Genomic DNA, 21239 nt, shown 5'->3' on the forward strand with positions numbered 1-21239 from the left:
GACCTTCGAGGGTCCGCGGCGACGGCTAGCGTCCGCGGCTGTTCCCATGGAGCGACTCGAGCGGCGCTGCCGCGCGGGCGAATCGCCCGGGGTCAGAGCTCCCGGAGCACCCGCGCCGGGTTGCCCACGGCCACCACGTTCGCCGGCAGGTCCCTGGTGACGACCGCGCCGGCACCGACCACGGTGTTGTCGCCGATGGTGACACCGGGGCAGACGATCACGCCCCCGCCGAGCCAGACGTTGTCCCCCAGCGTGATCGGCTCGCCGGACTCCCAGCCGGCCCTGCGCAAGGCCGGGTCGACCGGGTGGGTGGCTGTGAGCAACTGCACGCTCGTGGCGATCTGGCAGTGCCGGCCGATCCGGATCGGGGCCACGTCCAGGGCGGTCAGACCGTAGTTGACGAAGGTCCCGTCCCCGATGTGCAGGTTCACGCCGTAGTCGATGTACAGCGGGGCCCGGACGACCACGTCGTCACCGCAGGTGCCCAGCAGGTCGCGCAACAGGGCCCGGCGGGACTCCCCGCGCGCGGCGGTGGTGGAGTTGTAGCGCTCCATCAACGTGGTGGCCCGGGCGTTGGCCGAGGCGATCCGGTCGCTGGCATCGGCGATGTACAGGTCCCCGGCGATCATCCGGTCCCAGTGGTCACGGGCATCACCGTCATCCGGACGGACGAACTCGTCGGGGGCGATCGGGTCTCCGGGGCGTCGTCGTCGGCTCATGCCATGAGCCTAGTCACGACGATCCACGGCCACCACGCTCCGGCGCCATCCGCGCCACCGCGCCACCCGCGGAGCTCACAGGCTGTCGCCGAAGTCCTCGCGGAACCTGGCCACCAGGCGGTCCTGCCAGTCCCCGATGGGCTCCAGGCGGCCGTAGAAGAACCGCAGGATCTCCGGCTCCTCGACGAAGCGCAGGCCACCGACCAGCTCGCGGTTCTCGTACAGCCAGCAGACCCGGTCGATGGCGTACTTCACCTGCGACAGCGTGAACACGCGGCGCGGCATCGCCAGCCGGACCAGTTCCATGTCGGCGAGCCTCTCGGTGCCGTCGGGCTCGCGCTCCTCCGACAGGGTGCCGCGCTCCATGCCGCGGACGCCGGAGACCAGGTAGAGCGCCGAGGCCAGCGAGCCGGAGGGGTACTCGGTCTGCGGCAGGTGGTCGACGAACCGGCTGGCATCCACGTGGACGCCCAGGCCGCCGGGCGGCAGGATGACCGGTACGTCGTGCGCAGCGAGCTCGCGGGCCATGTAGTCGATGAACATCGGGCCCTGGCTGATCACGTCGGGGTCCATGGTCTCGTCCAGGCCGACGACCAGCGCCTCCATCTCCCGCACCGACATGCCGCCGTACGTCAGGAAGCCCTCGTAGAGCGGGACGAAGCCGCGCATCGCCTCGTACATCTGCTGGTCGTTGGTGATGATGCCGCCGCCGCGGCCGAAGCCGAGCTTGCGCCCGGAGAAGTAGATGGCGTCGTAGAGCGCGGCGATCTCCGCGGTGATGTCGCGGATCGGCGTGTCGGCGTAGCCCTCCTCGCGGGTCCGGATGAAGTGCAGGTTGTCCTGCAGCAGCGAGGCGTCGAGCACCAGCTTGAGGCCGTAGCGGGTGCAGACCTCGCGCACCGCCCGCATGTTCGCCAGCGAGATGGGCTGGCCGCCGATCAGGTTGGTGCCGGCCTCCATCCGGACGAAGGGGATCCGGTCGGCGCCGACCTCCTCGACCAGGGCGACCAGCTTGTCGGTGTCCAGGTCGCCCTTGAACGGGTCCTCGGAGACCGGCAGCAGCCCCTTGTCGGCGATCAGCTCCTCGACCCGGCCGCCACGCTTGGTGATGTGGGTCTTGGTGGTGGTGAAGTGGTAGTTCATCGGCACCACGTCGCCGGGCTTGACGTACGTCTCGGCGAGGATGTTCTCGCAGGCGCGGCCCTGGTGGGCCGGCAGGAAGTAGCGGGTGCCGAAGAGCTCGGCCAGCTTGCCGGCGAGCCGGGTGAACGTGGCCGACCCGGCGTACGCGTCGTCGGCCTGGAGCATCGCCGACTGCATCCGGTCGCTCATCGCGTTCACGCCCGAGTCGGTCAGCATGTCGAGGAAGACGTCGGCGTTCTGCAGCAGGAAGGTGTTGTTGCCGGCCTCGGCGATCGCGCGCAGTCGCTCCTCGATCGGCAGGAGGGTCAACTTCTGCACGATGCGCACCTTGTGCATCTCGAGCGGGAGCTGTTCACCACTGTGGAAGCGAACCTGGGCCATGACCATCCTTCGTCGTGGGGCCAGCGCCCCGGCGGAGACGGGGACTCCTGGTCCCTGCGGCACCACCCCGTCCGTACGGTCGGAGTCTAACGAGGGCAGGAGTCCTGCCCGCCCCGTGGTCGCGGCTCGCGACGAGAGATATCCCACACTCCGCGCCGCACCAGCGGACATGATCGGATACCCCCGAGGGGCATCCGGCAACCGGGGACGGCGCGGCTGCCAACTCCGGTTCCGCGAGTACGACGTGCAGTAGTACTGTGGCACCATGCAGAGTCGCAAGGACGTCACGAAGCTGCCCGACCTCGGCACCACTCGTGGACGCGTCACCCCCCAGCGGACCCGTCGACCGGTCTACGTCGACCTGCTCCCCCCGTGCAATGCCGGCTGCCCCGCCGGCGAGAACATCCAGAACTGGCTGTACCTGATCAAGCGTGGGCGCGCCCAGGACGCCTGGCGCCAGCTCACCGACGACAACCCGTTCCCAGCCATCCACGGACGCGTCTGCTACCACCCATGCGAGGTGGCGTGCAACCGCGCCGAGCTGGACCAGTCCGTGTCGATCCACGCCGTGGAGCGCTACCTGGGCGACCTGGCGATCGAGAACGGCTGGACGTACGACAAGCCCAGCCACCATACCGGCAAGAAGGTACTGGTGATCGGCGCCGGCCCCTCCGGCCTGTCCGCCGCCTACCACCTGGCCCGTCTCGGCCACGAGGTGGAGATCCGCGACGGCTCCGACCGGCCCGGCGGCATGATGCGCTGGGGCATCCCGGAGTACCGGCTCCCCCGCGACGTACTGGATGCCGAGATCGACCGGCTCGTCGACCTGGGCGTCACCATCACCTGCAACCACCCGGTCCACGACCTGGCCGCCGAGGTGGCCGAGGGCGGCTTCGACGCGTGCTTCATCGCGATCGGCGCGCACCTGTCCAAGAAGGTGGACATCCCGGCCCAGGACACCTCCAAGCTGGTCGACGCGGTCGGCTTCCTCCGCGACGTGGCCGGCGGCGGACGTCCGCTGATCGGCCGCAAGGTGGCGGTGTACGGCGGCGGCAACACCGCGATGGACGCGGCCCGTACGGCCGTACGCCTGGGCGCCGACGAGACCACGATCATCTACCGGCGCACCCGCGAGCAGATGCCTGCCCACCAGGACGAGGCCGAGGCGGCCGAGCAGGAGGGCGTGAAGATCAACTGGCTGCAGACGATCACCGAGGTCGGCGACGACCTCACCGTGGAGATCATGGAGCTGGACGAGGACGGGCGCCCGCGCGGCACCGGCCGGTTCGAGCGGCTCGACGCGGACACCGTGATCATGGCCGTCGGCCAGAAGCCGGACACCGGCTTCCTGCACAACATCCACGGGCTGCGCTTCGACGACGACACCCTGCAGGTCGACCCGAGGACGCTGATGTCGGACGTGCCGGGCATCTTCGCCGGCGGCGACGCGGTCCCCTCGGAGCGTACGGTCACCGTCGGCACCGGCCACGGCAAGAAGGCCGCCCACAACATCCACATGTACCTCAGCGCCGGCCAGGTGGTCGAGCCGACCAAGCACCCGATGGCCGGCTTCGACAAGCTCAACCTCTGGTACTTCCGCGACAGCGACTCCCAGCGCACCCAGCCCGAGATGGACCCCGAGACCCGGCTGTCCGCCTTCGAGGAGATCGTCGGCGGCCTGTCCCCCGACCAGGCGCTGTTCGAGGCGCAGCGGTGCCTGTCGTGTGGCAACTGCTTCGAGTGCGACGGCTGTCTGGGCGCCTGTCCCGAGGACGCGGTGATCAAGCTCGGCAAGGGCCACCGCTACCGCTTCGACTACGACAAGTGCACCGGCTGCGCCACCTGCTTCGAGCAGTGCCCGGTCCATGCGATCGAGATGGTGCCCGAGGGGGTGGCGCTGCCGCCGGACCTGACCTCGGCCGCCCAGTCCCACGAGGCATCGACGAGGAACGGAATCTGACCATGCGCGCAATCATCGACGGCAACGAGGCTGCCGCCTCGGTGGCCTACCGGCTCAACGAGCTCTGCTCGATCTACCCGATCACGCCCTCCTCGACGATGGCCGAGCTGTGCGACGAGTGGGCGGCGCACGGGCGCAAGAACGTCTGGGACACCGTTCCGACGGTGGTCGAGATGCAGTCCGAGGGCGGCGCGGCCGGTGCGATGCACGGGGCGCTGCAGGGCGGTGCGATGAGCACCACCTTCACCGCCTCCCAGGGCCTGCTGCTGATGATCCCGAACATGTACAAGATCGCCGGCGAGCTCACCTCCACGGTGTTCCACGTCGCCGCCCGCGCGCTCGCGGCGCAGGGCCTGTCGATCTTCGGCGACCACCAGGACGTGATGGCCGTACGCCAGACGGGCTTCGCCCTGCTGTCCTCGGACTCCCCGCAGGAGGCCCACGACATGGCCGCGGTCGCGGAGATGTCGACGCTGCAGTCACGGGTCCCGTTCGTACACTTCTTCGACGGGTTCCGTACGTCCCACGAGCTGAACACCGTCGAGATGCTGTCCGACGAGGACCTGCGCGCCCTGGTACCCAAGGAACTGGTCCGCGAGCACCGGCGCCGCGCCCTCGACCCGGAGCACCCGTTCATCCGTGGCACCGCGCAGAACCCGGACGTCTACTTCCAGGGCCGCGAGACGGTGAACACCTACTACCAGTGGGTGCCGGGCGTCGTCCGGGACGCGATGGACAAGTTCGCCGCGCTCACCGGCCGCCGCTACGGCCTGGTGGAGTACCACGGCGCCCCCGACGCCGACACCGTCGTGGTGCTGATGGGCTCGGCGGTGCAGACCGTCAGGTCCACCGTCGACCACCTGAACGCGCAGGGCCGCCGGGTCGGCCTGGTCAACGTCCGCCTCTACCGGCCCTTCCCGACCGAGGACCTGCTGGCCGCGCTGCCCGCCTCGGTGCGCAAGGTCGCCGTGCTCGACCGCACCAAGGAGCCCGGCTCCGGCGGCGAGCCGCTCTTCCTCGACGTGGTCAGCGCCCTGGGCGAGGCGTACGCCTCGGGTCATCGCCCCGACATGCCGAAGGTCTTCGGTGGCCGCTACGGCCTGGGTTCGAAGGACGTCACCCCGGCGATGGTCGTCGGCGTGTTCGACGAGCTGGCCAAGGACGCCCCCCGGCCCCGCTTCACCGTCGGCATCGAGGACGACGTCACGCACCTGTCGCTGGACTACGACCCGACGCTGGACATCGAGGACCCGCGGACCAACCAGGCCGTGTTCTACGGCATCGGTTCCGACGGCACCGTCGGCGCGAACAAGAACACCATCAAGATCCTCGGCATGGACCAGGACCGCTACGCCCAGGGCTACTTCGTGTACGACTCGAAGAAGTCCGGCTCGCGAACCACCTCGCACCTGCGCTTCGGTCCGACGCCGATCGAGGCCCCGTACCTGGTCTCCCAGGCCGACTTCATCGGGGTGCACCACTGGTCGATCCTGGAGAACGTCGACGTCCTGCCCTTCGCCCGCCGCGGGACCGTGCTGCTGCTCAACAGCCCGTACGGCAAGGACGAGGTCTGGGACAAGCTCCCCCGGCCGGTGCAGGAGACCATCCTGGCCAAGGACATCGAGCTGTACGTCATCGACGCGACCGCGGTCGCCCGCAGCGCCGGGATGGGCAGTCGTACGAACACCGTGCTGCAGGCCTGCTACTTCGCCATCTCCGGGGTGCTGCCCCGCGAGGAGGCCCTGACCCGGATCAAGAACTCGATCACCAAGACGTACTCCCGCAAGGGCGAGGAGGTCGTCCGCAAGAACCACGCTGCGGTCGACATGGCGGTCGAGCACCTGTACAAGGTCGACCTGCCCGCAACGGTGACCTCCGACCACGGGCTGCGCAACCCGATCCCGGCCGACGCCCCCGCGTTCGTCCGGAACGTCACGTCGGTGATGATGGCCGACCTCGGCGACACCCTGCCGGTCAGCGCGATGCCGGTCGACGGCACCTACCCCTCGGGCACCACCCGCTACGAGAAGCGCAACGTCTCCGAGATCGTCGCCGAATGGGACCCCGAGGCCTGCATCCAGTGCGGGAACTGCTCGATCGTCTGCCCGCACGCCGTGATCCGGTCGAAGTTCTACGCCCCCGAGTTGCTCGCGGATGCCCCCGAGGGCTTCCAGTCCGCCGAGCTGGCAGCAGCCGGCCTGCCGAACACCCGCTTCACCCTGCAGGTGTTCGCCGAGGACTGCACCGGCTGTGGCCTGTGCACCGAGGCCTGCCCGGTCTCCCCGCTCGGCCAGCCGCAGCGCAAGGCGATCAACATCACCGAGGTCGCCCCCCGGCTGGAGCAGGAGAAGAAGAACATCGAGTTCTTCCAGACCCTGCCGGTGAACAGCCGCACCCGGGTCGACTTCGGCACCGTCCGCGGCACCCAGTTCCTGGAGCCGCTGTTCGAGTTCTCCGGGGCCTGCAGCGGCTGCGGCGAGACGCCGTACCTGAAGCTGCTGACCCAGCTGTTCGGCGACCGGGCGACCGTCGCGAACGCCACCGGCTGCTCCTCGATCTACGGCGGCAACCTGCCCACCACCCCGTGGGCCAAGAATGCCGAGGGCCGCGGTCCGGCCTGGTCGAACAGCCTGTTCGAGGACAACGCGGAGTTCGGCCTGGGCCTGCGCCTGGCCGCCGACGTGCACACCGCCCAGGCCCGGAAGATGACCGGCGAGCTGCGCGAGGACGTCGGCGCCGAACTCATCGACGGGCTCCTGGAGGCGCCCCAGTTCACCGAGTCCGACTTCGCGGCCCAACGGGCGCGGGTCGACCTTCTGAAGGAGCGGCTCGACGCGCTGGAGGCCGGGCCGCTGGACGAGTGGCACCAGGAGAAGGTGGACAACCTGCGCTCGGTGGTCGACCACCTGATCCGCCGTTCGGTGTGGATCGTCGGCGGCGACGGCTGGGCCTTCGACATCGGCTCGGGCGGCCTGGACCACGTGCTCGCCTCCGGTCGCAACGTGAACATCCTGGTGCTGGACACCGAGGTGTACTCCAACACCGGTGGCCAGGCCTCCAAGGCCTCCCCGCTGGGCGCGGTCGCCAAGTTCGCCACCGCGGGCAAGACGACCCAGTCCAAGGACCTGGCCATGCAGGCCATCGCGTACGGCAACGTGTACGTCGCCCGCGTCGCGATGGGCGCCGACCCGCAGCAGACCCTCAAGGCCTTCCGCGAGGCGGAGGCGTACGACGGGCCCTCGCTGATCCTGGCCTACAGCCACTGCATCGCGCACGGCATCGACATGCGCAAGGGCCTGGACCAGCAGTACCTCGCGGTGAACTCGGGCCACTGGCCGCTGATCCGCTACAACCCGGTGATCCGTGACGAGGGCGGCAACCCGTTCCTGCTCGACTCGCCCCGACCCCGGTTCTCGCTGAAGGAGTACCGCTCCAAGGAGCTGCGCTTCCGGATGCTGGAGAAGTCCGACCCGGCAGAGGCCGAGCGCCTGATCGGGCTGGGCCAGGAGTCGGTCGACCGACGCTGGCAATCGTACGAAGACCTGGCCGCCAGGGGCGCCGACATGTTCGCTGCCGACGCCCGGAAGGGATCCTGATGAACCTCGAGACCACCTACCTGGGCCTGCGGCTGCGCAATCCGCTGGTCGCCTCGGCCGGCCCGCTGTCCCAGACCGTCGACGGCATCAAGGCACTCGCCGACGGCGGGGCCGCGGCGGTCGTGCTCTACTCCGTGTTCGAGGAGCAGATCCGCCACCAGGCCGAGCTGGACGCGGCGCTGGTCGAACGGAACGCCGAGACGTTCGGGGAGGCGCTGTCGTACTTCCCGGAGCTGCCGGGGATCGACGACGGCGACGTGCCCGCGCACTACCTGCACCTGGTGGAGGAGGGCGCCAAGGCCGCCGGGGTGCCGGTGATCGGTTCGATCAACGGCTCGACCCGCGGTGGCTGGACCCAGTACGCCCGCCAGCTGGAGGAGGCCGGTGCCGCGGCGATCGAGCTGAACATCTACTTCGTGGTCGGCGACATCTCGTTGTCCGGCCGCGAGGTCGAGGAGCGCCACCTGGAGATCCTCCGCTCGGTCAAGCAGGCCGTGTCGATCCCGGTCGCGGTGAAGCTCTCGCCGTACTTCAGCTCCGTCGGCCACATGTGCCGGCAGCTCTCCGAGGCCGGCGCCGACGGGCTGGTGCTGTTCAACCGCTTCCTGCAGCCCGAGATCGACATCGACGCGATGGACGTCGAGCCGGAGGTCAACCTGTCCGCCCAGGTCGAGGGCCGCCTGCCGCGGACCTGGATCGCCGCGCTGCACGGCCGGGTCACGGCCTCGCTGGCCGCGACGTCCGGGGTTCAGGGCCCGGAGGACGTCGTCCGCTACCTGCTGGCCGGCGCCGACGTGGTGATGTCGACCTCGGCCCTGGTCCGCCACGGCGCCGACTACGGCCACCAGCTGCTCGGCGGCCTGGAGTCCTGGATGGACACCAAGGGCTACACCTGCCTGGAGGACGTCCGGGGGCTGCTGTCGATCCGCCACGCCGACGAGAACGCCTACCAGCGCGCCGGCTACGTGACGGCCCTGGAGAAGGCCAAGACTACGTACGGGGGGCTCTGACCCGGGCGGTGCAGACCGATCTCCCCGACCGCGGTCAGACCGTCGCTGTGTCGATCACGAACCGGTACTTCACGTCCGAGCGCATCATTCGGTCGTACGCCTCGTTGATCCGGTCCGCGGCGATCACCTCGACCTCGGCCCCGATCCGGTGCTCGGCACAGAAGTCGAGCATCTCCTGGGTCTCTGCGATCCCGCCGATCAGCGAGCCGGCGAACGTCCGGCGCGCGTTGGTGAAGGTCCGCACCGGGGCGGAGAACGGCTCCTTGGGCAGGGCGACGTTGCACATCACGCCGTCCACCCGCAGCGTGTTCATGTACGCGTCGAAGTCGAGCGGTGCCGCGACCGTGTTGAGCAGGAAGTCGAAGCGGCCCCGGGCGGCCTCGAGGGCTCCCGGCTCGGAGGTCGCGACGACGTCGGTCGCCCCGAGGCGCAGTGCATCGGCCGCCTTGGAGGCCGAGTGGGTCAGGACGGTGACCTCGGCCCCGAGGGCAGCGGCGATCTGGACACCCATGTGCCCCAGCCCGCCCAGGCCGACGACGCCGACCCGGGTCCCCTCGCCGACGCCCCAGTGCAGCAGCGGGGAGTAGGTGGTGATGCCGGCGCACAGCAACGGCGCAGCGTTCGGCAGCGGGATCGTGTCGGGGACCTGCAGCGCGAAGGCCTCCTGCACCACGATCTGCTGGGCGTAGCCGCCCTGGGTGTACTCCCCGTCGGGCATCGTCCCGCCGTACGTCAGGACGCGGGCGACGGTGCAGAACTGCTCCTCACCGGCCAGGCAGGCCTCGCAGCTGCCGCAGGAGTCGACCATGCAGCCGACGCCGGCGATGTCGCCGACCTGGAACTGGGTCACCTCGGAGCCGACGGCGGTGACGGTGCCGACGACCTCGTGCCCGGGGGCCAGCGGCCAGCGGCGCTCGCCCCATTCCCCGGCGACGGTGCTGACGTCGGAGTGGCAGATGCCGCAGTAGGCGATGTCGATCCGTACGTCGTCGGGCCGCAGGTCGCGGCGCTCGATGGTGAACGGCTCCAGCGGCTGGCCGGCTCCGGGGGCTCCCCAGGCTCGTACGGTGGTGGACATCAGGACCTCCTGCAGTGGACGGACGTGGTGAAGGCTAGTCACCCGGCGCCGGTGGGACCAGTGGGTCCGGAACGCCGCCGGCACGGTGGCGGTGCCGCGCCTCGCGGTTCTCGAGCGCGTGCAGGCCCAGGACACAGCCGATGATGCCTGCCAGGAACACCACCGTGAGCGGCTGGGCCGGCTGGGTCCCCTGCACGATGCCCCAGGACACGGTCAGCACCGAACCGATCGCGGTCCAGACCGCGTAGGCGGTGCCGGTCGGGATGTGCCGCATCGCCGACCCCAGGCCGAGGACGGACATCACGAGGGCAATCGCGAACACCGTGGTGGCGCCCGGCCGGGTGAAGCCGGCCGAGGCGCCCATCGCGGTGGCCCAGACGGCCTCCAGCACCCCGGAGCCGACCAGTGCCGGCCAGGCCCAGCGCCCCTCGCGCGGTGCGGAGGTCATCCGGACACCACCTTCAGCCCGGCCACGCAGGACAGCAGGCCGACCAGCAGCAGGACCCGGGCCAGCGTGACCCGGTCGGTGCCGCGCACCATCCCGACCACGACGGTCAGGGCGGCCCCGACCCCTGCCCAGACCGCGTACGCCGTCCCTGTCGGGATCGTCCGCATGGCCAGGCCCAGTCCGGCCATCGAGGCCACCGAGGCGACCAGGAACACCAGCACCGGAACCGGTCGGCGGAATCCCCTCGACATCGACAGTGCGGTCGCCCAGACGGCTTCGAGCACCCCGGAGAGGATGAGCATCAGCCACGCCACGGGACCAGCGCCTCCTCGAGCCGGGCACGCGCCGCGACCATGGCGGGCCCGTACCAGGTCAGGTCCCGGCCGTCGACGCAGACCGTGTCGATCGCGGGCGACCCGTCGGTCGCGGTGAAGCACTCCGGTCCGTCGTCCGGGCCGAAGGCGTACGGCTCGTCGGGCAGGATGACGAGCTCGGCCTCGGCCCGGATCCGGTCCAGGTCGACGTGCGGGTAGCGCCCGGCGTCCGGATCGTCGAAGGCGTTCGCGAAACCGAGACGGCGGACCAGGTCGCCGGTGTACGTCCTCCCACCGACGACCATCCAGGGGTCGCGCCAGATCGGCACGGCGACCCGGCGCCGGACCGGCTCCTGCGGCGCCCAGACCTGTTCGGCCTGCAGCAGCCAGCCCGGTGCGTCCCCGGCGAGGACCTCCACGAACACCCGGCGCAGCGCGGCGAGGGAACCATCGAGGGACTCGACCACCGTCACCCAGACGGGGATGCCGCGTTCCCGGAGCCGCTCGACGTCAAGTCGGCGGTTCTCCTCCTGGTTGCAGAGCACCAGGTCGGGGCGCAGGGCGGCGATGGCCGCCAGGTCCGGATTCTTCGTGCCCCGTACCCGGGCGACCTCGAGGTCGGCCGGATGGGTGCACCAGTCGGTCGCGCCCACGAGCCGTTCCGGGGCCGTGAGGGCCACCGCCTCGGTCAGGGACGGGACGAGCGAGACGATCCTGGCGGGCCCCTCCGGCGGTAGCTCCACCGCGGCGCCGAGATCATCGTGCAGCAGCCGCAACCGGTTCACCATGGCCCCAGCCTAGGGGTGCCCACCGACAGCTCCCGCCTCCGCGGTCGGGAACAATGGGGGCATGAGCACCGCACCCGAGCCGCCGGACGAGAACACTCCTGACCACGAGGCCGAGACGATCCGGCTGGGACAGTTCCTGAAGTGGGCCAACCTGGCCGAGACGGGCGGCGAGGCGCGCGAGCTGGTGCAGGGCGGGTACGTGCGCGTGGACGGAGAGGTGGAGACACGCCGTGGACGCCAGCTGCACGTCGGCCAGCGGGTGACGCTCGCCTATCCGGGCGAGCGCGAGGTCACCGTGGTGGTCGAGGACCTCTGAGGATCAGGCCGCGCCGTCGTCGACGGCGCCGGCCTCGGTCGCCCCCGGCACGTCGGTCGCCTCCGCGGCGGGCAACTCGTTGTGGCTGACGACGATCGACTCGTCGTCGTTGTTCACCTCACCCTTGCTGCGCATCCGGTCGACGTACTGCTTGGCCTCGGCCAGGCCCGCCCCGGTGCGCTCGCGGTAGAGCATCACGGCGTCGATGTAGGTGCCGTTGCGCAGGACGTCGGCGACCGCCTCGTCGAGTGGCACGCTCTCACTCGCCCGGCCGGCGACCGCCAGCAACCAGGCGACCCGCTGCTCCAGCTCATAGAGGCGGTCGCGTAGCCGCTCGATCTCCGCACGTTCGTCGAACATCTCCACGCAGTCAGCCTAGTGGTTGGCCCCGGGACGCACAGCAGCCCCGTACGGGTGTCGCACCGCCGCGGGAGGGCCGACCCACCCGCCATCCTGCGACGCACAGGCCACACCTGGAAAAATCACAGGAATTGGGCCGACGCACACCGACGGCCGTGACAGTCTCATGGTATGAACGACCGTTCCCAGGCAAATCTCACCAGGCCCGACGGCTCCCCGATCCGCATCCTCGCGGTCGACGACGAGTCGGCCCTGACAGAGCTGCTCTCGATGGCCATGCGGTACGAGGGCTGGGAGGTCTGGACCGCGGCCAGCGGGCAGGAGGCGATCCAGGTCGCCCACGAGATCCGTCCCGACGCGGCAGTGCTCGACATCATGCTGCCGGACTTCGACGGCCTCGAGGTGATGCAGCGGCTGCACGCCGAGCAGCCTGACCTCCCGGTGATCTTCCTGACCGCGCGCGACGCGGTCGCCGACCGGATCGAGGGCCTGGTCAGCGGCGCGGACGACTACGTCACCAAGCCGTTCAGCCTCGAAGAGGTCATCGCCCGGCTGCGGGCGCTGCTGCGCCGGACCGGCACGTACGCCGCGGCCAACGCCGCCACCCTCGTCGTCGGCGACCTGACCCTCGACGAGGACTCGCACGAGGTCGCCCGCGGCGGCGACTCGATCCACCTGACCGCCACCGAGTTCGAGCTGCTGCGCTACCTGATGCACAACCCCCGCCGGGTGCTGAGCAAGGCCCAGATCCTCGACCGGGTCTGGAACTACGACTTCGGCGGCCAGGCGAACATCGTCGAACTCTACATCTCGTACCTGCGCAAGAAGATCGACGCGGGCCGGACCCCGATGATCCATACCCTGCGTGGGGCCGGCTACATGCTCCGACCGGCAGATGACTGACGGACCCCGAGCCGCGCCACCCCGGCGGGGCCACCGGCGGCTCGGGCCCGGCCGGGCGCGCGGACCGGCCGGCGCGCCCGCCCGCGCCCTGCCCGCACCGGCCGCACCGCCCTCCCCCGCGGAGACCGGGAACCTGGGGGTCCCTGCTGCCGGCACCCTGGCCCGCCGGCTGATCCTGCAGGTCACCGCCATCACCACGCTGGTCGCCCTGTTCCTCGGCGGGATCACCACCGTCGTCGCGCAGCGGGTGCTGCTGGAGCAGCTCGACGAGCGGCTGTCCGCGGTCCTGACCCGCCAGCCCGGACCGGACAACAACGCCCAGGGATACCCCGAGGGGATCAACCTGCCTGGCCAGCCGATCGGCACCGTGGTGGTCTACCTGAGCCAGACGACGGCCATCAGCGGCTACCTCACCAACGACGGGATCCAGGGCGTGCCCAGCAATGCGGCACTGAAGACCCTGGCCGCCGTCGTACCGGACCGCGCACCGGTCACCGTCGACCTGTACATGATGGGCCCCTACCGCGCGATCAGCACCTACATCGACGGGCAACAGGTGATCGTCGGGTTGCCGCTGGCCGACACCCGTGCGGTGATCGTACGGGTCGTCTCGACGTTCGGCGCGATCTCGCTGCTCGCCATCGTGGTCAGCCTGGCCAGCGTCTACCTGGTCGTGGTCCGCAACCTGCGCCCGATGACCGACCTGGCCGCGGTGGCCCGGGAGGTGACGGCCACACCGCTGGAGCACGGCCACGTGGACCTGCAGGTCCGCGCGCCCGTCCCGCCCCCCGGCCATGCCGCCGAGGTCGCCGACGTGAGCGACGCCTTCAACCAGATGCTCGGCCACGTGGAGAGCGCCCTGCAGGCCCGCCAGTCCTCGGAGTCCAAGGTCCGCCGGTTCGTCGCCGACGCCTCCCACGAGCTGCGCAACCCGCTGGCCGCCATCCGGGGCTACGCCGAGCTGACCCGCCGGGACCGGGCATCGATGCCGGCGCAGACGGCCCGGGCCCTGGACCGGATCGACGCCGAGGCCGAGCGGATGTCCGCCCTGGTCGAGGACCTCCTGCTCCTGGCCCGGCTCGACAACAACCCCACCCCTGCCACCGAACCGGTTGACCTCAGCGAGATCGTGGTGAACGCCACCGCCGACGCGCAGGCCGCCGGGCCGGAGCACCGGTGGTCCCTGGGCGTCCCGCCGGAGCCCGTCGTGACGATCGGGGACCGGCACCAACTGCACCAGGTAACGGCCAACCTGCTCGCCAACGCCCGCACCCACACCCCTCCGGGAACCCAGGTGCACGCCGCACTGTCGGTGCAGCCGGACCCGGCCACCGGCCGGCAGTGCGCGGTGATCTCGATCCGCGACAACGGTCCGGGGATCCCCGCCGCCATGGTGGACCAGGTCTTCGACCGCTTCGTACGGGCCGACTCGGCGCGGGCCCGGATCCCGGACGCCTCGATCCGGTCGGGCAGCACCGGCCTGGGACTGTCGATCGTCCAGGCCGTCGTGGAGGCCCACGGCGGGACGGTGACGATCGACTCGCGGGCGGCCGCGGACCTGCCGCCCGGCAGCACCGGCGCGGCGACCTGGACGACCCTCACGGTCCGGCTGCCGCTCGCACCCGCCCCCGCCTCGGCCTCGCCGGTCGTCGCCGCTGCGCGGGAACAGGTCTCCCCCATCGGCGTGGCGGGTAGCAGCCAGTAGTCAGGTCGCGCGATCGGCGCGTCGCTGCTGGGCCAGCAGGCGATCCCGCTCCTCGGCCATGTTGTGCCGGGCGGCCTCGGCCCACCAGCGCTCGGCAGGTCGGGTGCGATAGAGCGGCACCAGGGCTGCGAGTCGCCGGAGGACCTCGAGGCGACCGCCCCGGTAGTCCCCTGCGGGCACCCGGTGGTACTCGGCCCGGACCTGCCGGGAGTACTCCAGGTAGCGCGCACCGTCGGCACCGAGGATGGCCAGGTCGGCATCGGTGAGGACCTCGCCGCGGCGGTCGTCGGCCTCGGCGCGGTGGCTCGCGGTGAGCCGGACCAGCCGGGCGACCTCCTCCACCTCGCGGGCCGGGACCAAGCCGTCGAGGGACTGCTCGGCCAGGACGGCGGAGGCCTCCTCGTCCTGGCCGGGCCGGCCCTCGTACACCGCGTCGTGGAACCAGGCGGCCAGTCGCAGGCTGCGTTCGGGGACGGCGCCGGTCTCCTGGTCATCGACCAGGGCGGCCTGGGCGTCGAGCATCTCGGCCAGGTGCTGGGGGGTGTGGTAGCGGCGCTGCGGCTCCGACCAGCGCTCGAGCAACTCGGTGCCCATGTCGATCGCGTGCGGCAGCATGGCCGCCCAGGACGCGCGGAGCATCTCGTCGCGGGCCCGGGCCGCGGCGAGCGCCCGCGGTTTGCTGCTGCGCAGCCCGGCGCGGCGCAGCGCACGGACCACCTCGGTCGGCGGGACCTCCCTGGCCCCCGCGGCCACGGCGATGTCGTACTGGGAGACAGGGAGGTCGTAGTGGTCGCGGTCGTACGCCCGGGCCGACAGGCCGATCAGCTCGGCGAAGTCGTGCAGCTCGGCCAGGGAATCGTCCGAGACCAGGTGGGAGAAGTGGGTCCCGTGCGCGGGCCACAGCGGGGGGTCGACCAGGATCACGTCGGGCTCTCCACCCGCCGCGTCCGGCCGCTCCCCCGCCGTGGCATCACTCGGGCTTCTCCGGGTGCGTCGCCGCCCAGGCGACGGAGGCCAGCAGGCTCCCCCAGACGGCGATCATGGAGATGACCATCATGATGGTCGCGGTGGTGCTCATACGTCCGACCTCCCGTGCTCGTGTGCGAAGTCGCGGGGCACGTCGGGCACCCCGTCCTCGTCCAGGTCCACGTACGTACGTTCGCGCCGCAGTGCCGACGCGGCCGTCCACGGGACCAGGCTCATCAGCAGCGCGAAGACGACCAGGGCGATGCTCATCCCCCAGCCGAAGACCGCGACGAACCAGCCGGGCATCCCGCCGTAGCCCTCCCGGGCGTACGTGACGAGCTGGCTGACCCACAGGAAGCCGAGCACCACCGGTGCCACGACGGCCACCATGGCGAACCAGGTGCGGCCGAGGCGGATCGAGGCGTACCTGTTCGCATGGCCGGCGAACTCTGGCAGCTTGCGCAGCACCCAGGCCAGCATGATCACGTTGAACAGGGCGGCGCCGACGATGCCGAAGTTGTTGACGAAGGCATCGGTGACGTCGAGCAGGTTCAGGCCGGTGGTGGTCGGGAACAGCAGGACCGACACCACGCCGACGGACAGGCAGACCGCCAGGGTGGCGGGGACCCGCTTGATGCCGGTCTTGTCGCGCAGGGCGGCGATGATCACCTCGAGGATCGAGATGTGCGAGGTGAAGCCGGCGATCAGCAGCGACCCGAAGAAGAGGATGCCGATCAGGGTGCCGCCGGCCGCCTGGTTGATGATCGTCGGGAAGGCCACGAAGGCCAGGCCGATACCGGGCACGGCCACCTTGTCGACGGTGGTGCCCGCCTGGTGGGCCATGAAGCCCAGCGAGGCGAAGACCCCGATGCCGGCCAGGATCTCGACCGAGGAGTTCGCGAAGCCGACGATGAAGCCGTTGGCGGTCAGGTCGGAGTTCTTCTTCAGGTAGGAGGAGTAGGTCACCATGATGCCGAAGGCGACCGACAGCGAGAAGAAGATCTGGCCGTACGCGGCGATCCAGATCGTCGGGTTCCCGAGCGCCGTCCAGTCCGGGGTGAAGAAGGCGTTCAGCCCGTCGGCGGCGCCGGGCAGGCGGACGGCCGTGATCACCAGCCAGATGAACATGATGAAGAGCACCGGGAGGAAGACCATCGAGGTGCCGGCCACGCCGTTCTGCACGCCGAGGGCCAGCACCACGGTGGTGACGAGCCAGACGATGACCAGCGGGATCAGCATCTTCGGCACGAAGTCGAAGTGCGGGGCGTACGTGTCGGCGACCGGCCAGTAGTGCGCGAAGAGGAAGGTCTTCGGATCCGCCCCCCAGCCCTTGGTGAACGACAGCACGAGGTAGACCGCGGCCAGGGCGAGGATGACGGCGTAGTAGACGGCGATGACGAAGCAGATCGCCATCTGCCACCACCCCATCGGCTCCATCCAGCGCTTGAGTCGTCGGTAGGCCATCGGGGGTGCACCGCGGTAGCGGTGGCCGACCACGTAGTCGAGGAACAGCAACGGGATGCCCGCAGTGAGCAGCGCGACGAGGTAGGGGATGATGAAGGCGCCGCCGCCGTTGGTGTAGGCGACGTACGGGAAGCGCCAGATGTTCCCCAGACCGACGGCCGAGCCGATCGCAGCGAAGATGAACGCCCCGCGCCCCGAGAAGGTGTCACGGACGGCAGACGCCGCGTGCCCACCTCCGGGTACAGGCTGAGACATGGATTCCTCCTAGGTTGTACTGGTGCAAACCCTGCCACAGGGCTCTGCCGACGGCGAGAAGAAAATACCCAAGCGTCACGCGCGTCGGGTAGGGGCCCCTTGGTGTAACGGCCCCGGCGCAGGTCGGGCCGTGGGACGCTGGTGCCATGCAGTTGACCCGCCCCCGCCTGGCCCGGATGATCGACCACACCCTGCTGGCTCCCACTGCCACCGAGGCCGAGGTCGCGGCACTGGTGGCCGAGGCGAACGAACTGGGGACCTGGTCGGTCTGCGTCTCTCCCTCACGCCTGCCGCTGCCCGGCGGCGCCGGCCGGGTGAGGGTGGCCGCGGTCGCCGGCTTCCCCTCGGGACAGCACACCGCCGAGATCAAGGCCGACGAGGCGACCGCCGCCGTGGCCGCCGGGGCGCACGAGATCGACATGGTGATCGACGTCGGCCGCCTGCTCGACGGTGACCTGGTGTACACGGAGAAGGAGGTCCGGATGGTCCGGGAGGCGGTGCCGGCGCCGGTGCTGCTGAAGGTGATCCTGGAGACCGGCGTGCTGACCGACCGGCAGGTGATCGACGCCTGCCAGGCCTGCGAGCGGGCCGGGGCGGACTACGTCAAGACCTCGACCGGCTTCCACCCCTCCGGCGGCGCGACGGTGCACGCGGTCGAGGTGATGCGGGCGGCGGTCGGCGACCGGCTGGGGATCAAGGCCTCCGGCGGGATCCGGGACTATCCGACGGCCGTGGCGATGGTCCGGGCCGGCGCGACCCGGCTGGGCATGTCGGCCAGTCGTACGGTGCTGGAGCAGGCACCCGCGGAGTAGCCGACCGCGCTCGTGGGCGTCGGGTCTACGCCACCCGGGTCGTACGGCTCAGCTGAACCAGACCAGCTTGACCACTGCCACGATGCTGACCAGCACGATGAAGGACCTCAGCACGGCCGGGGAGAGCCGGCGACCGATCCGGGCGCCGAGCCAGCCACCGCCGAGCGCACCGATGGCCAGCAGCAGCGCGACCAGCCAGCGCACCTGGTCCCAGGCGAGGGCGACGAAGACGAGGGCGGCCAGGAAGTTCGACGCCGGCGCGAGGACGTTCTTGATCGCGTTGAGGCGGACCAGCGGCAGGGCGGTCAGGGCGCTCATCAGCCCCATCAGCAGGACGCCCTGGGCGGCACCGAAGTAGCCGCCGTAGACGCCTGCGGCGAACGTGCCTACCAGCAGCGCGATCCGGTGCCCACCGACCAGCGGGCCCTCGACGTGGTGGGCGCCGATCCAGCGGTTGATCCGGGCACCGAACACGACCAGCAGCGCCGCGATGACGATCAGCACCGGCACCACCCGGCGGAAGGCCTCCGGCGGCAGCACCAGCAGCAACAGCGCGCCCACGACCGCCCCGACCAATTGCAGGGGCAGCATCTGTCGCAGCAGCGGGCCGGTGCCGCGCAACTCCTCCTGGGATCCCCGGGTGGCGGTCACCCCGCTGGCGCTGAGCCCCAGGCTGTTGGAGATGTTCGCGGCGACCGGCGGGAACCCCAGGAACAGCAGGGTCGGGAACGTGATCAGGGTCCCGGACCCGACCACGGTGTTGATGGTGCCCGCGGCGAGGCCGGCCAGGACGATCAGGACTGCTTCCAGGGGCGACACGGCGCCACGTTAGCCGCCGGGGCCGCGTTCCGCGCCCGTCCGTGCGCTGTCCGGCACGGCCGTCGGCAGGGTTCCTCTACGACAGAGTGTAGGCTTTGCCCCGGAAGTTCCCGACTTCCGGGGAAGCCGGTCCGAAGCCGGCGCTGACCCGCAACCGTAGGTCCCGGTCGCCCACACGGCGGCCCGCGAGCCGCCGACAGGTGGCCCCGGGACGAGTCGGATGACCGGATGCCGGGGGTGCTCACCGACCCGTCGTGGACTGCGGGCGAGCCGGCCGTTCGGGCCTGCGCGCATCCACCCGGGCATGTCGAGAAACACAGCCAGGAGGCCCCGATGCCCGTACGTCCCTTCCTCACCCTGCGCCGCGGTGCGCTGGTCGCCGTGGCGGCCCTCGCGCTGCTGCTCGCTCCGCTGGGCACCAGCACCGCCCGGGCCGAGGACGGCTACCGCTACTGGGGCTACTACCAGCGGATCGACAACGCCTGGCAGTTTGCGCAGACCGCTCCCGGGTCGACCAACGTCGAGGACGGGTCCGTGCAGGGTTGGCGCTACGCCGTCGCCGGCATGACCACTGTTCGTACGCCCCGGTCGACGCCCGCCTTCAACGAGATCTGCGGCAAGGTCCGCGCCGTCGACGGCGAGAAGCGGGTCGCGGTGGTCGTCGATCCCGGCACCGCCGAGGACGCCCCGGCCGGCTCCACGCCGCCCGGACCGCCCACCGCCACCTGTGTCGTCGCACCGAAGGACGCCACCGCCACCCAGACCCTGCAACTGGCCACCAGCGTCCGGACCGATGCCTCCGGCCTGGTCTGCGGGATCGACGGCTACCCGGCCACCGGCTGCGCGGACGCGGTCAGCAACATCACCGTCCCGGCCTCCGAGGCCCCCGTCACCCCCGAGCTGACCGACCCTGCCGGCGACGTGTCCACCGGCGCCCCGGCGTGGGTCTGGGGCACCGTCGGCGGCCTGGTCGTGGTCCTGGCCGGTGCCGGCGTGCTGGTCGCGCGCCGGCGCCGGGCCTGACGGCCACGCCCCGATCGGGGACCGCCACGATGCGCCGGCCGTCGGCCGCCCATGACTTCCGCCACCCCCGGGACCTGCACCCGGGGGCCTGGTGGGCATGGGCGCTCGGCCTGGCCGTCGCGGCGAGCCGGACGGACAACCCGGTGCCGCTGGTACTGCTGGCGGTGGTGGCCGGGTTCGTGGTCGCGATGAAGCGTACGGATGCCCCTTGGGCCCGGGCGTACACAATGTTCGTCAGGATCGCGCTCGTCGTGGTCGCGCTGCGAGTGGTACTGCAGGCCGTGCTGTCCACGAACACGCAGGGCACCCACCTGCTGGTCGTCCTGCCGCAGCTCCCGCTGCCGGACTGGGTGACCGGTATCAAGCTCGGGGGGCCGGTCACCTGGGAGGCCGTGCTGTCGGCGCTGTACGCGGGCGGCCAACTCGCCGTGGTGCTGGTCTGCTTCGGCGCGGCCAACGCCCTGGCCAGCCCGCGCCGGCTGCTGCAGCTGCTGCCCGCCGCCCTCTACGAGATCCAGGTGGCCCTGGTGGTCGCGCTCACGTTCGCCCCGCAGCTGGTCGTCGACGCCCGCCGGATCCACAACGCCCGGCGGCTGCGCGGGCGCCGGGTCCGGGTCCGGACCCTGTTCCGGACCACCGCGATGCCCGTACTGGAGTCGGCGCTGGACCGCTCGGTGGCCCTGGCCGCCGCGATGGACGCCCGCGGCTACGGCCGGACCCGCCACCTGCCGCGCAGCCGCAGGCGGCTGACCTCCGCCCTGAGCCTGGCCGGCAGCGGCGGGCTGCTGGTCGGCCTGTACGGTCTGCTGTCCGCCTCGATCCGGCCCGCCCTGTCGATCGGCGCGGTGCTGCTCGGGCTGGCGCTGGCGACCACGGCGCTGGTGCTCGGCCGGGTCCGGGCGACCCGGACCCGCTACCGCCCCGACCCGTGGGCGCTGCCCGAGTGGCTGGTCGCCGGCTCGGGCGCCCTGGTCGCGGCAGTGCTGGTCTGGTCCTCGCTGCACGGGACCGGCGGGCTGACCATGCCGAGCGCGACGGCCGTCCCGCCGCTGGCGCCGGTGCCCCTGCTGGCCATCCTGGTCGGCCTGCTACCCGCCCTGGTCGCGCCGGTCCCTGCCGCCTCCGCGGCCACCCCTGCTCCCCGATCCGTGGAGGTCGTCCCATCATGAAGGTCGTCCA

The 21239-nt window shown here is 71.1% G+C and carries 20 protein-coding genes; 9 read left to right on the forward strand and 11 right to left on the reverse strand.

The features are described 5' to 3' along the window. Positions 1–92: 92 nt before the first annotated feature. Both GA0111570_RS18275 and GA0111570_RS11755 read right to left on the reverse strand, forming a co-directional pair. Positions 93–719: a sugar O-acetyltransferase gene (locus GA0111570_RS18275; RefSeq protein ID WP_281245206.1), complete on the reverse strand. Its 627-nt coding sequence runs from the start codon at positions 717–719 to the stop codon at positions 93–95. A gap of 75 nt (positions 720–794) precedes the next feature. Then, positions 795–2243, reverse strand: coding sequence for a tryptophanase (locus GA0111570_RS11755; protein ID WP_092611404.1), 1449 nt, complete (start codon positions 2241–2243; stop codon positions 795–797). Between the two features lie 265 nt (positions 2244–2508). Here GA0111570_RS11755 and GA0111570_RS11760 point away from each other — a divergent pair, with 265 nt between their 5' ends. The 3 genes from GA0111570_RS11760 to GA0111570_RS11770 are packed head-to-tail and all read left to right on the forward strand — an operon-like array spanning position 2509 to position 8809. Next, a complete protein-coding gene (locus tag GA0111570_RS11760) occupies positions 2509–4203 on the forward strand; it encodes an NAD(P)-binding protein (RefSeq protein WP_092611248.1) in 1695 nt (564 codons plus the stop codon). Between the two features lie 2 nt (positions 4204–4205). Continuing rightward, a complete protein-coding gene (nifJ, locus tag GA0111570_RS11765; RefSeq protein ID WP_092611251.1) occupies positions 4206–7799 on the forward strand; it encodes a pyruvate:ferredoxin (flavodoxin) oxidoreductase in 3594 nt (1197 codons plus the stop codon). Beyond that, positions 7796–8809: a dihydroorotate dehydrogenase-like protein gene (locus GA0111570_RS11770; protein ID WP_092611254.1), complete on the forward strand. Its 1014-nt coding sequence runs from the start codon at positions 7796–7798 to the stop codon at positions 8807–8809. Before nifJ ends, GA0111570_RS11770 begins: the two co-directional genes overlap by 4 nt. 34 nt (positions 8810–8843) lie before the next feature. On the opposite strand, the gene GA0111570_RS11775 is transcribed toward GA0111570_RS11770, so the two are convergent. From GA0111570_RS11775 to GA0111570_RS11790, 4 genes are read right to left on the reverse strand one after another with little or no spacing between them, the layout of a single operon-like run. Continuing rightward, the gene (locus GA0111570_RS11775; RefSeq protein WP_092611257.1) at positions 8844–9887 is read right to left on the reverse strand and encodes an NAD(P)-dependent alcohol dehydrogenase; all 1044 of its coding nucleotides are present in this window, start codon (positions 9885–9887) and stop codon (positions 8844–8846) included. Between the two features lie 34 nt (positions 9888–9921). After that, the gene (locus GA0111570_RS11780; protein ID WP_092611260.1) at positions 9922–10335 is read right to left on the reverse strand and encodes a DMT family transporter; all 414 of its coding nucleotides are present in this window, start codon (positions 10333–10335) and stop codon (positions 9922–9924) included. Beyond that, positions 10332–10649, reverse strand: coding sequence for a DMT family transporter (locus tag GA0111570_RS11785; protein ID WP_092611263.1), 318 nt, complete (start codon positions 10647–10649; stop codon positions 10332–10334). Before GA0111570_RS11785 ends, GA0111570_RS11780 begins: the two co-directional genes overlap by 4 nt. Next, positions 10637–11437 carry a helical backbone metal receptor gene (locus GA0111570_RS11790; RefSeq protein WP_245703172.1) on the reverse strand — a complete coding sequence of 267 codons (801 nt, stop codon included), beginning with the start codon at positions 11435–11437 and terminating at the stop codon, positions 10637–10639. Before GA0111570_RS11790 ends, GA0111570_RS11785 begins: the two co-directional genes overlap by 13 nt. A 61-nt stretch (positions 11438–11498) precedes the next feature. Between GA0111570_RS11790 and GA0111570_RS11795 the strand changes: the two genes are divergently transcribed. After that, positions 11499–11753 carry an RNA-binding S4 domain-containing protein gene (locus GA0111570_RS11795; RefSeq protein ID WP_092611266.1) on the forward strand — a complete coding sequence of 85 codons (255 nt, stop codon included), beginning with the start codon at positions 11499–11501 and terminating at the stop codon, positions 11751–11753. Between the two features lie 3 nt (positions 11754–11756). Here the strand turns inward: GA0111570_RS11795 and GA0111570_RS11800 are convergent, their stop codons facing one another. Then, positions 11757–12119 (reverse strand): hypothetical protein, encoded by a 363-nt coding sequence (locus tag GA0111570_RS11800; protein WP_139283228.1) that lies wholly within the window; start codon positions 12117–12119, stop codon positions 11757–11759. A 165-nt stretch (positions 12120–12284) separates the two neighbouring features. On the opposite strand from GA0111570_RS11800, the gene GA0111570_RS11805 reads away from it, so the two are divergent. Continuing rightward, on the forward strand, positions 12285–13016 hold the full coding sequence (locus GA0111570_RS11805) for a response regulator transcription factor (protein WP_092611271.1): 732 nt from the start codon (positions 12285–12287) through the stop codon (positions 13014–13016). Continuing rightward, positions 13009–14721, forward strand: coding sequence for a sensor histidine kinase (locus tag GA0111570_RS11810; protein WP_092611274.1), 1713 nt, complete (start codon positions 13009–13011; stop codon positions 14719–14721). Before GA0111570_RS11805 ends, GA0111570_RS11810 begins: the two co-directional genes overlap by 8 nt. Here the strand turns inward: GA0111570_RS11810 and GA0111570_RS11815 are convergent, their stop codons facing one another. Genes GA0111570_RS11815 through GA0111570_RS11820 form a run of 3 tightly spaced genes read right to left on the reverse strand, consistent with a single transcriptional unit; the run spans position 14722 to position 17406 of the window. Continuing rightward, the gene (locus GA0111570_RS11815) at positions 14722–15645 is read right to left on the reverse strand and encodes a DUF4031 domain-containing protein (protein WP_092611277.1); all 924 of its coding nucleotides are present in this window, start codon (positions 15643–15645) and stop codon (positions 14722–14724) included. It lies immediately after the preceding gene. Between the two features lie 46 nt (positions 15646–15691). Continuing rightward, the gene (locus GA0111570_RS17365) at positions 15692–15799 is read right to left on the reverse strand and encodes a methionine/alanine import family NSS transporter small subunit (RefSeq protein WP_139283229.1); all 108 of its coding nucleotides are present in this window, start codon (positions 15797–15799) and stop codon (positions 15692–15694) included. Further along, on the reverse strand, positions 15796–17406 hold the full coding sequence (locus GA0111570_RS11820) for a sodium-dependent transporter (protein ID WP_092611280.1): 1611 nt from the start codon (positions 17404–17406) through the stop codon (positions 15796–15798). The genes GA0111570_RS17365 and GA0111570_RS11820 overlap by 4 nt, the downstream gene beginning before the upstream one ends. Positions 17407–17552: 146 nt before the next feature. Here GA0111570_RS11820 and deoC point away from each other — a divergent pair, with 146 nt between their 5' ends. After that, positions 17553–18218, forward strand: coding sequence for a deoxyribose-phosphate aldolase (gene deoC, locus GA0111570_RS11825; RefSeq protein ID WP_092611283.1), 666 nt, complete (start codon positions 17553–17555; stop codon positions 18216–18218). A 48-nt stretch (positions 18219–18266) separates the two neighbouring features. Here deoC and GA0111570_RS11830 read toward each other — a convergent pair whose 3' ends face one another. Beyond that, positions 18267–19037: a sulfite exporter TauE/SafE family protein gene (locus tag GA0111570_RS11830; protein ID WP_092611286.1), complete on the reverse strand. Its 771-nt coding sequence runs from the start codon at positions 19035–19037 to the stop codon at positions 18267–18269. A gap of 333 nt (positions 19038–19370) precedes the next feature. Between GA0111570_RS11830 and GA0111570_RS11835 the strand changes: the two genes are divergently transcribed. Both GA0111570_RS11835 and GA0111570_RS11840 read left to right on the forward strand, forming a co-directional pair. Next, positions 19371–20060, forward strand: a complete 690-nt coding sequence (locus tag GA0111570_RS11835; RefSeq protein ID WP_092611289.1) for an SCO2322 family protein — start codon at positions 19371–19373, stop codon at positions 20058–20060. A gap of 29 nt (positions 20061–20089) precedes the next feature. Then, positions 20090–21229 carry an energy-coupling factor transporter transmembrane component T gene (locus GA0111570_RS11840; RefSeq protein ID WP_092611292.1) on the forward strand — a complete coding sequence of 380 codons (1140 nt, stop codon included), beginning with the start codon at positions 20090–20092 and terminating at the stop codon, positions 21227–21229. The last annotated feature ends 10 nt before the right edge of the window (positions 21230–21239 follow it).

It is taken from the genome of Raineyella antarctica (assembly GCF_900092135.1).
In the GTDB taxonomy this organism is placed as follows: domain Bacteria; phylum Actinomycetota; class Actinomycetes; order Propionibacteriales; family Propionibacteriaceae; genus Raineyella; species Raineyella antarctica.

Coding starts and splice junctions, on each gene's coding strand:
- GA0111570_RS18275 (WP_281245206.1), bottom strand. CDS start 719: ATGAGCCGACGACGACGCCCCGGAGACCCGATCGCCCCCGACGAGTTC.
- GA0111570_RS11755 (WP_092611404.1), bottom strand. CDS start 2,243: ATGGCCCAGGTTCGCTTCCACAGTGGTGAACAGCTCCCGCTCGAGATG.
- GA0111570_RS11760 (WP_092611248.1), top strand. CDS start 2,509: ATGCAGAGTCGCAAGGACGTCACGAAGCTGCCCGACCTCGGCACCACT.
- nifJ (WP_092611251.1), top strand. CDS start 4,206: ATGCGCGCAATCATCGACGGCAACGAGGCTGCCGCCTCGGTGGCCTAC.
- GA0111570_RS11775 (WP_092611257.1), bottom strand. CDS start 9,887: ATGTCCACCACCGTACGAGCCTGGGGAGCCCCCGGAGCCGGCCAGCCG.
- GA0111570_RS11780 (WP_092611260.1), bottom strand. CDS start 10,335: ATGACCTCCGCACCGCGCGAGGGGCGCTGGGCCTGGCCGGCACTGGTC.
- GA0111570_RS11790 (WP_245703172.1), bottom strand. CDS start 11,437: ATGGTGAACCGGTTGCGGCTGCTGCACGATGATCTCGGCGCCGCGGTG.
- GA0111570_RS11795 (WP_092611266.1), top strand. CDS start 11,499: ATGAGCACCGCACCCGAGCCGCCGGACGAGAACACTCCTGACCACGAG.
- GA0111570_RS11805 (WP_092611271.1), top strand. CDS start 12,285: ATGAACGACCGTTCCCAGGCAAATCTCACCAGGCCCGACGGCTCCCCG.
- GA0111570_RS11810 (WP_092611274.1), top strand. CDS start 13,009: ATGACTGACGGACCCCGAGCCGCGCCACCCCGGCGGGGCCACCGGCGG.
- GA0111570_RS17365 (WP_139283229.1), bottom strand. CDS start 15,799: ATGAGCACCACCGCGACCATCATGATGGTCATCTCCATGATCGCCGTC.
- GA0111570_RS11820 (WP_092611280.1), bottom strand. CDS start 17,406: ATGTCTCAGCCTGTACCCGGAGGTGGGCACGCGGCGTCTGCCGTCCGT.
- deoC (WP_092611283.1), top strand. CDS start 17,553: ATGCAGTTGACCCGCCCCCGCCTGGCCCGGATGATCGACCACACCCTG.
- GA0111570_RS11835 (WP_092611289.1), top strand. CDS start 19,371: ATGCCCGTACGTCCCTTCCTCACCCTGCGCCGCGGTGCGCTGGTCGCC.
- GA0111570_RS11840 (WP_092611292.1), top strand. CDS start 20,090: ATGCGCCGGCCGTCGGCCGCCCATGACTTCCGCCACCCCCGGGACCTG.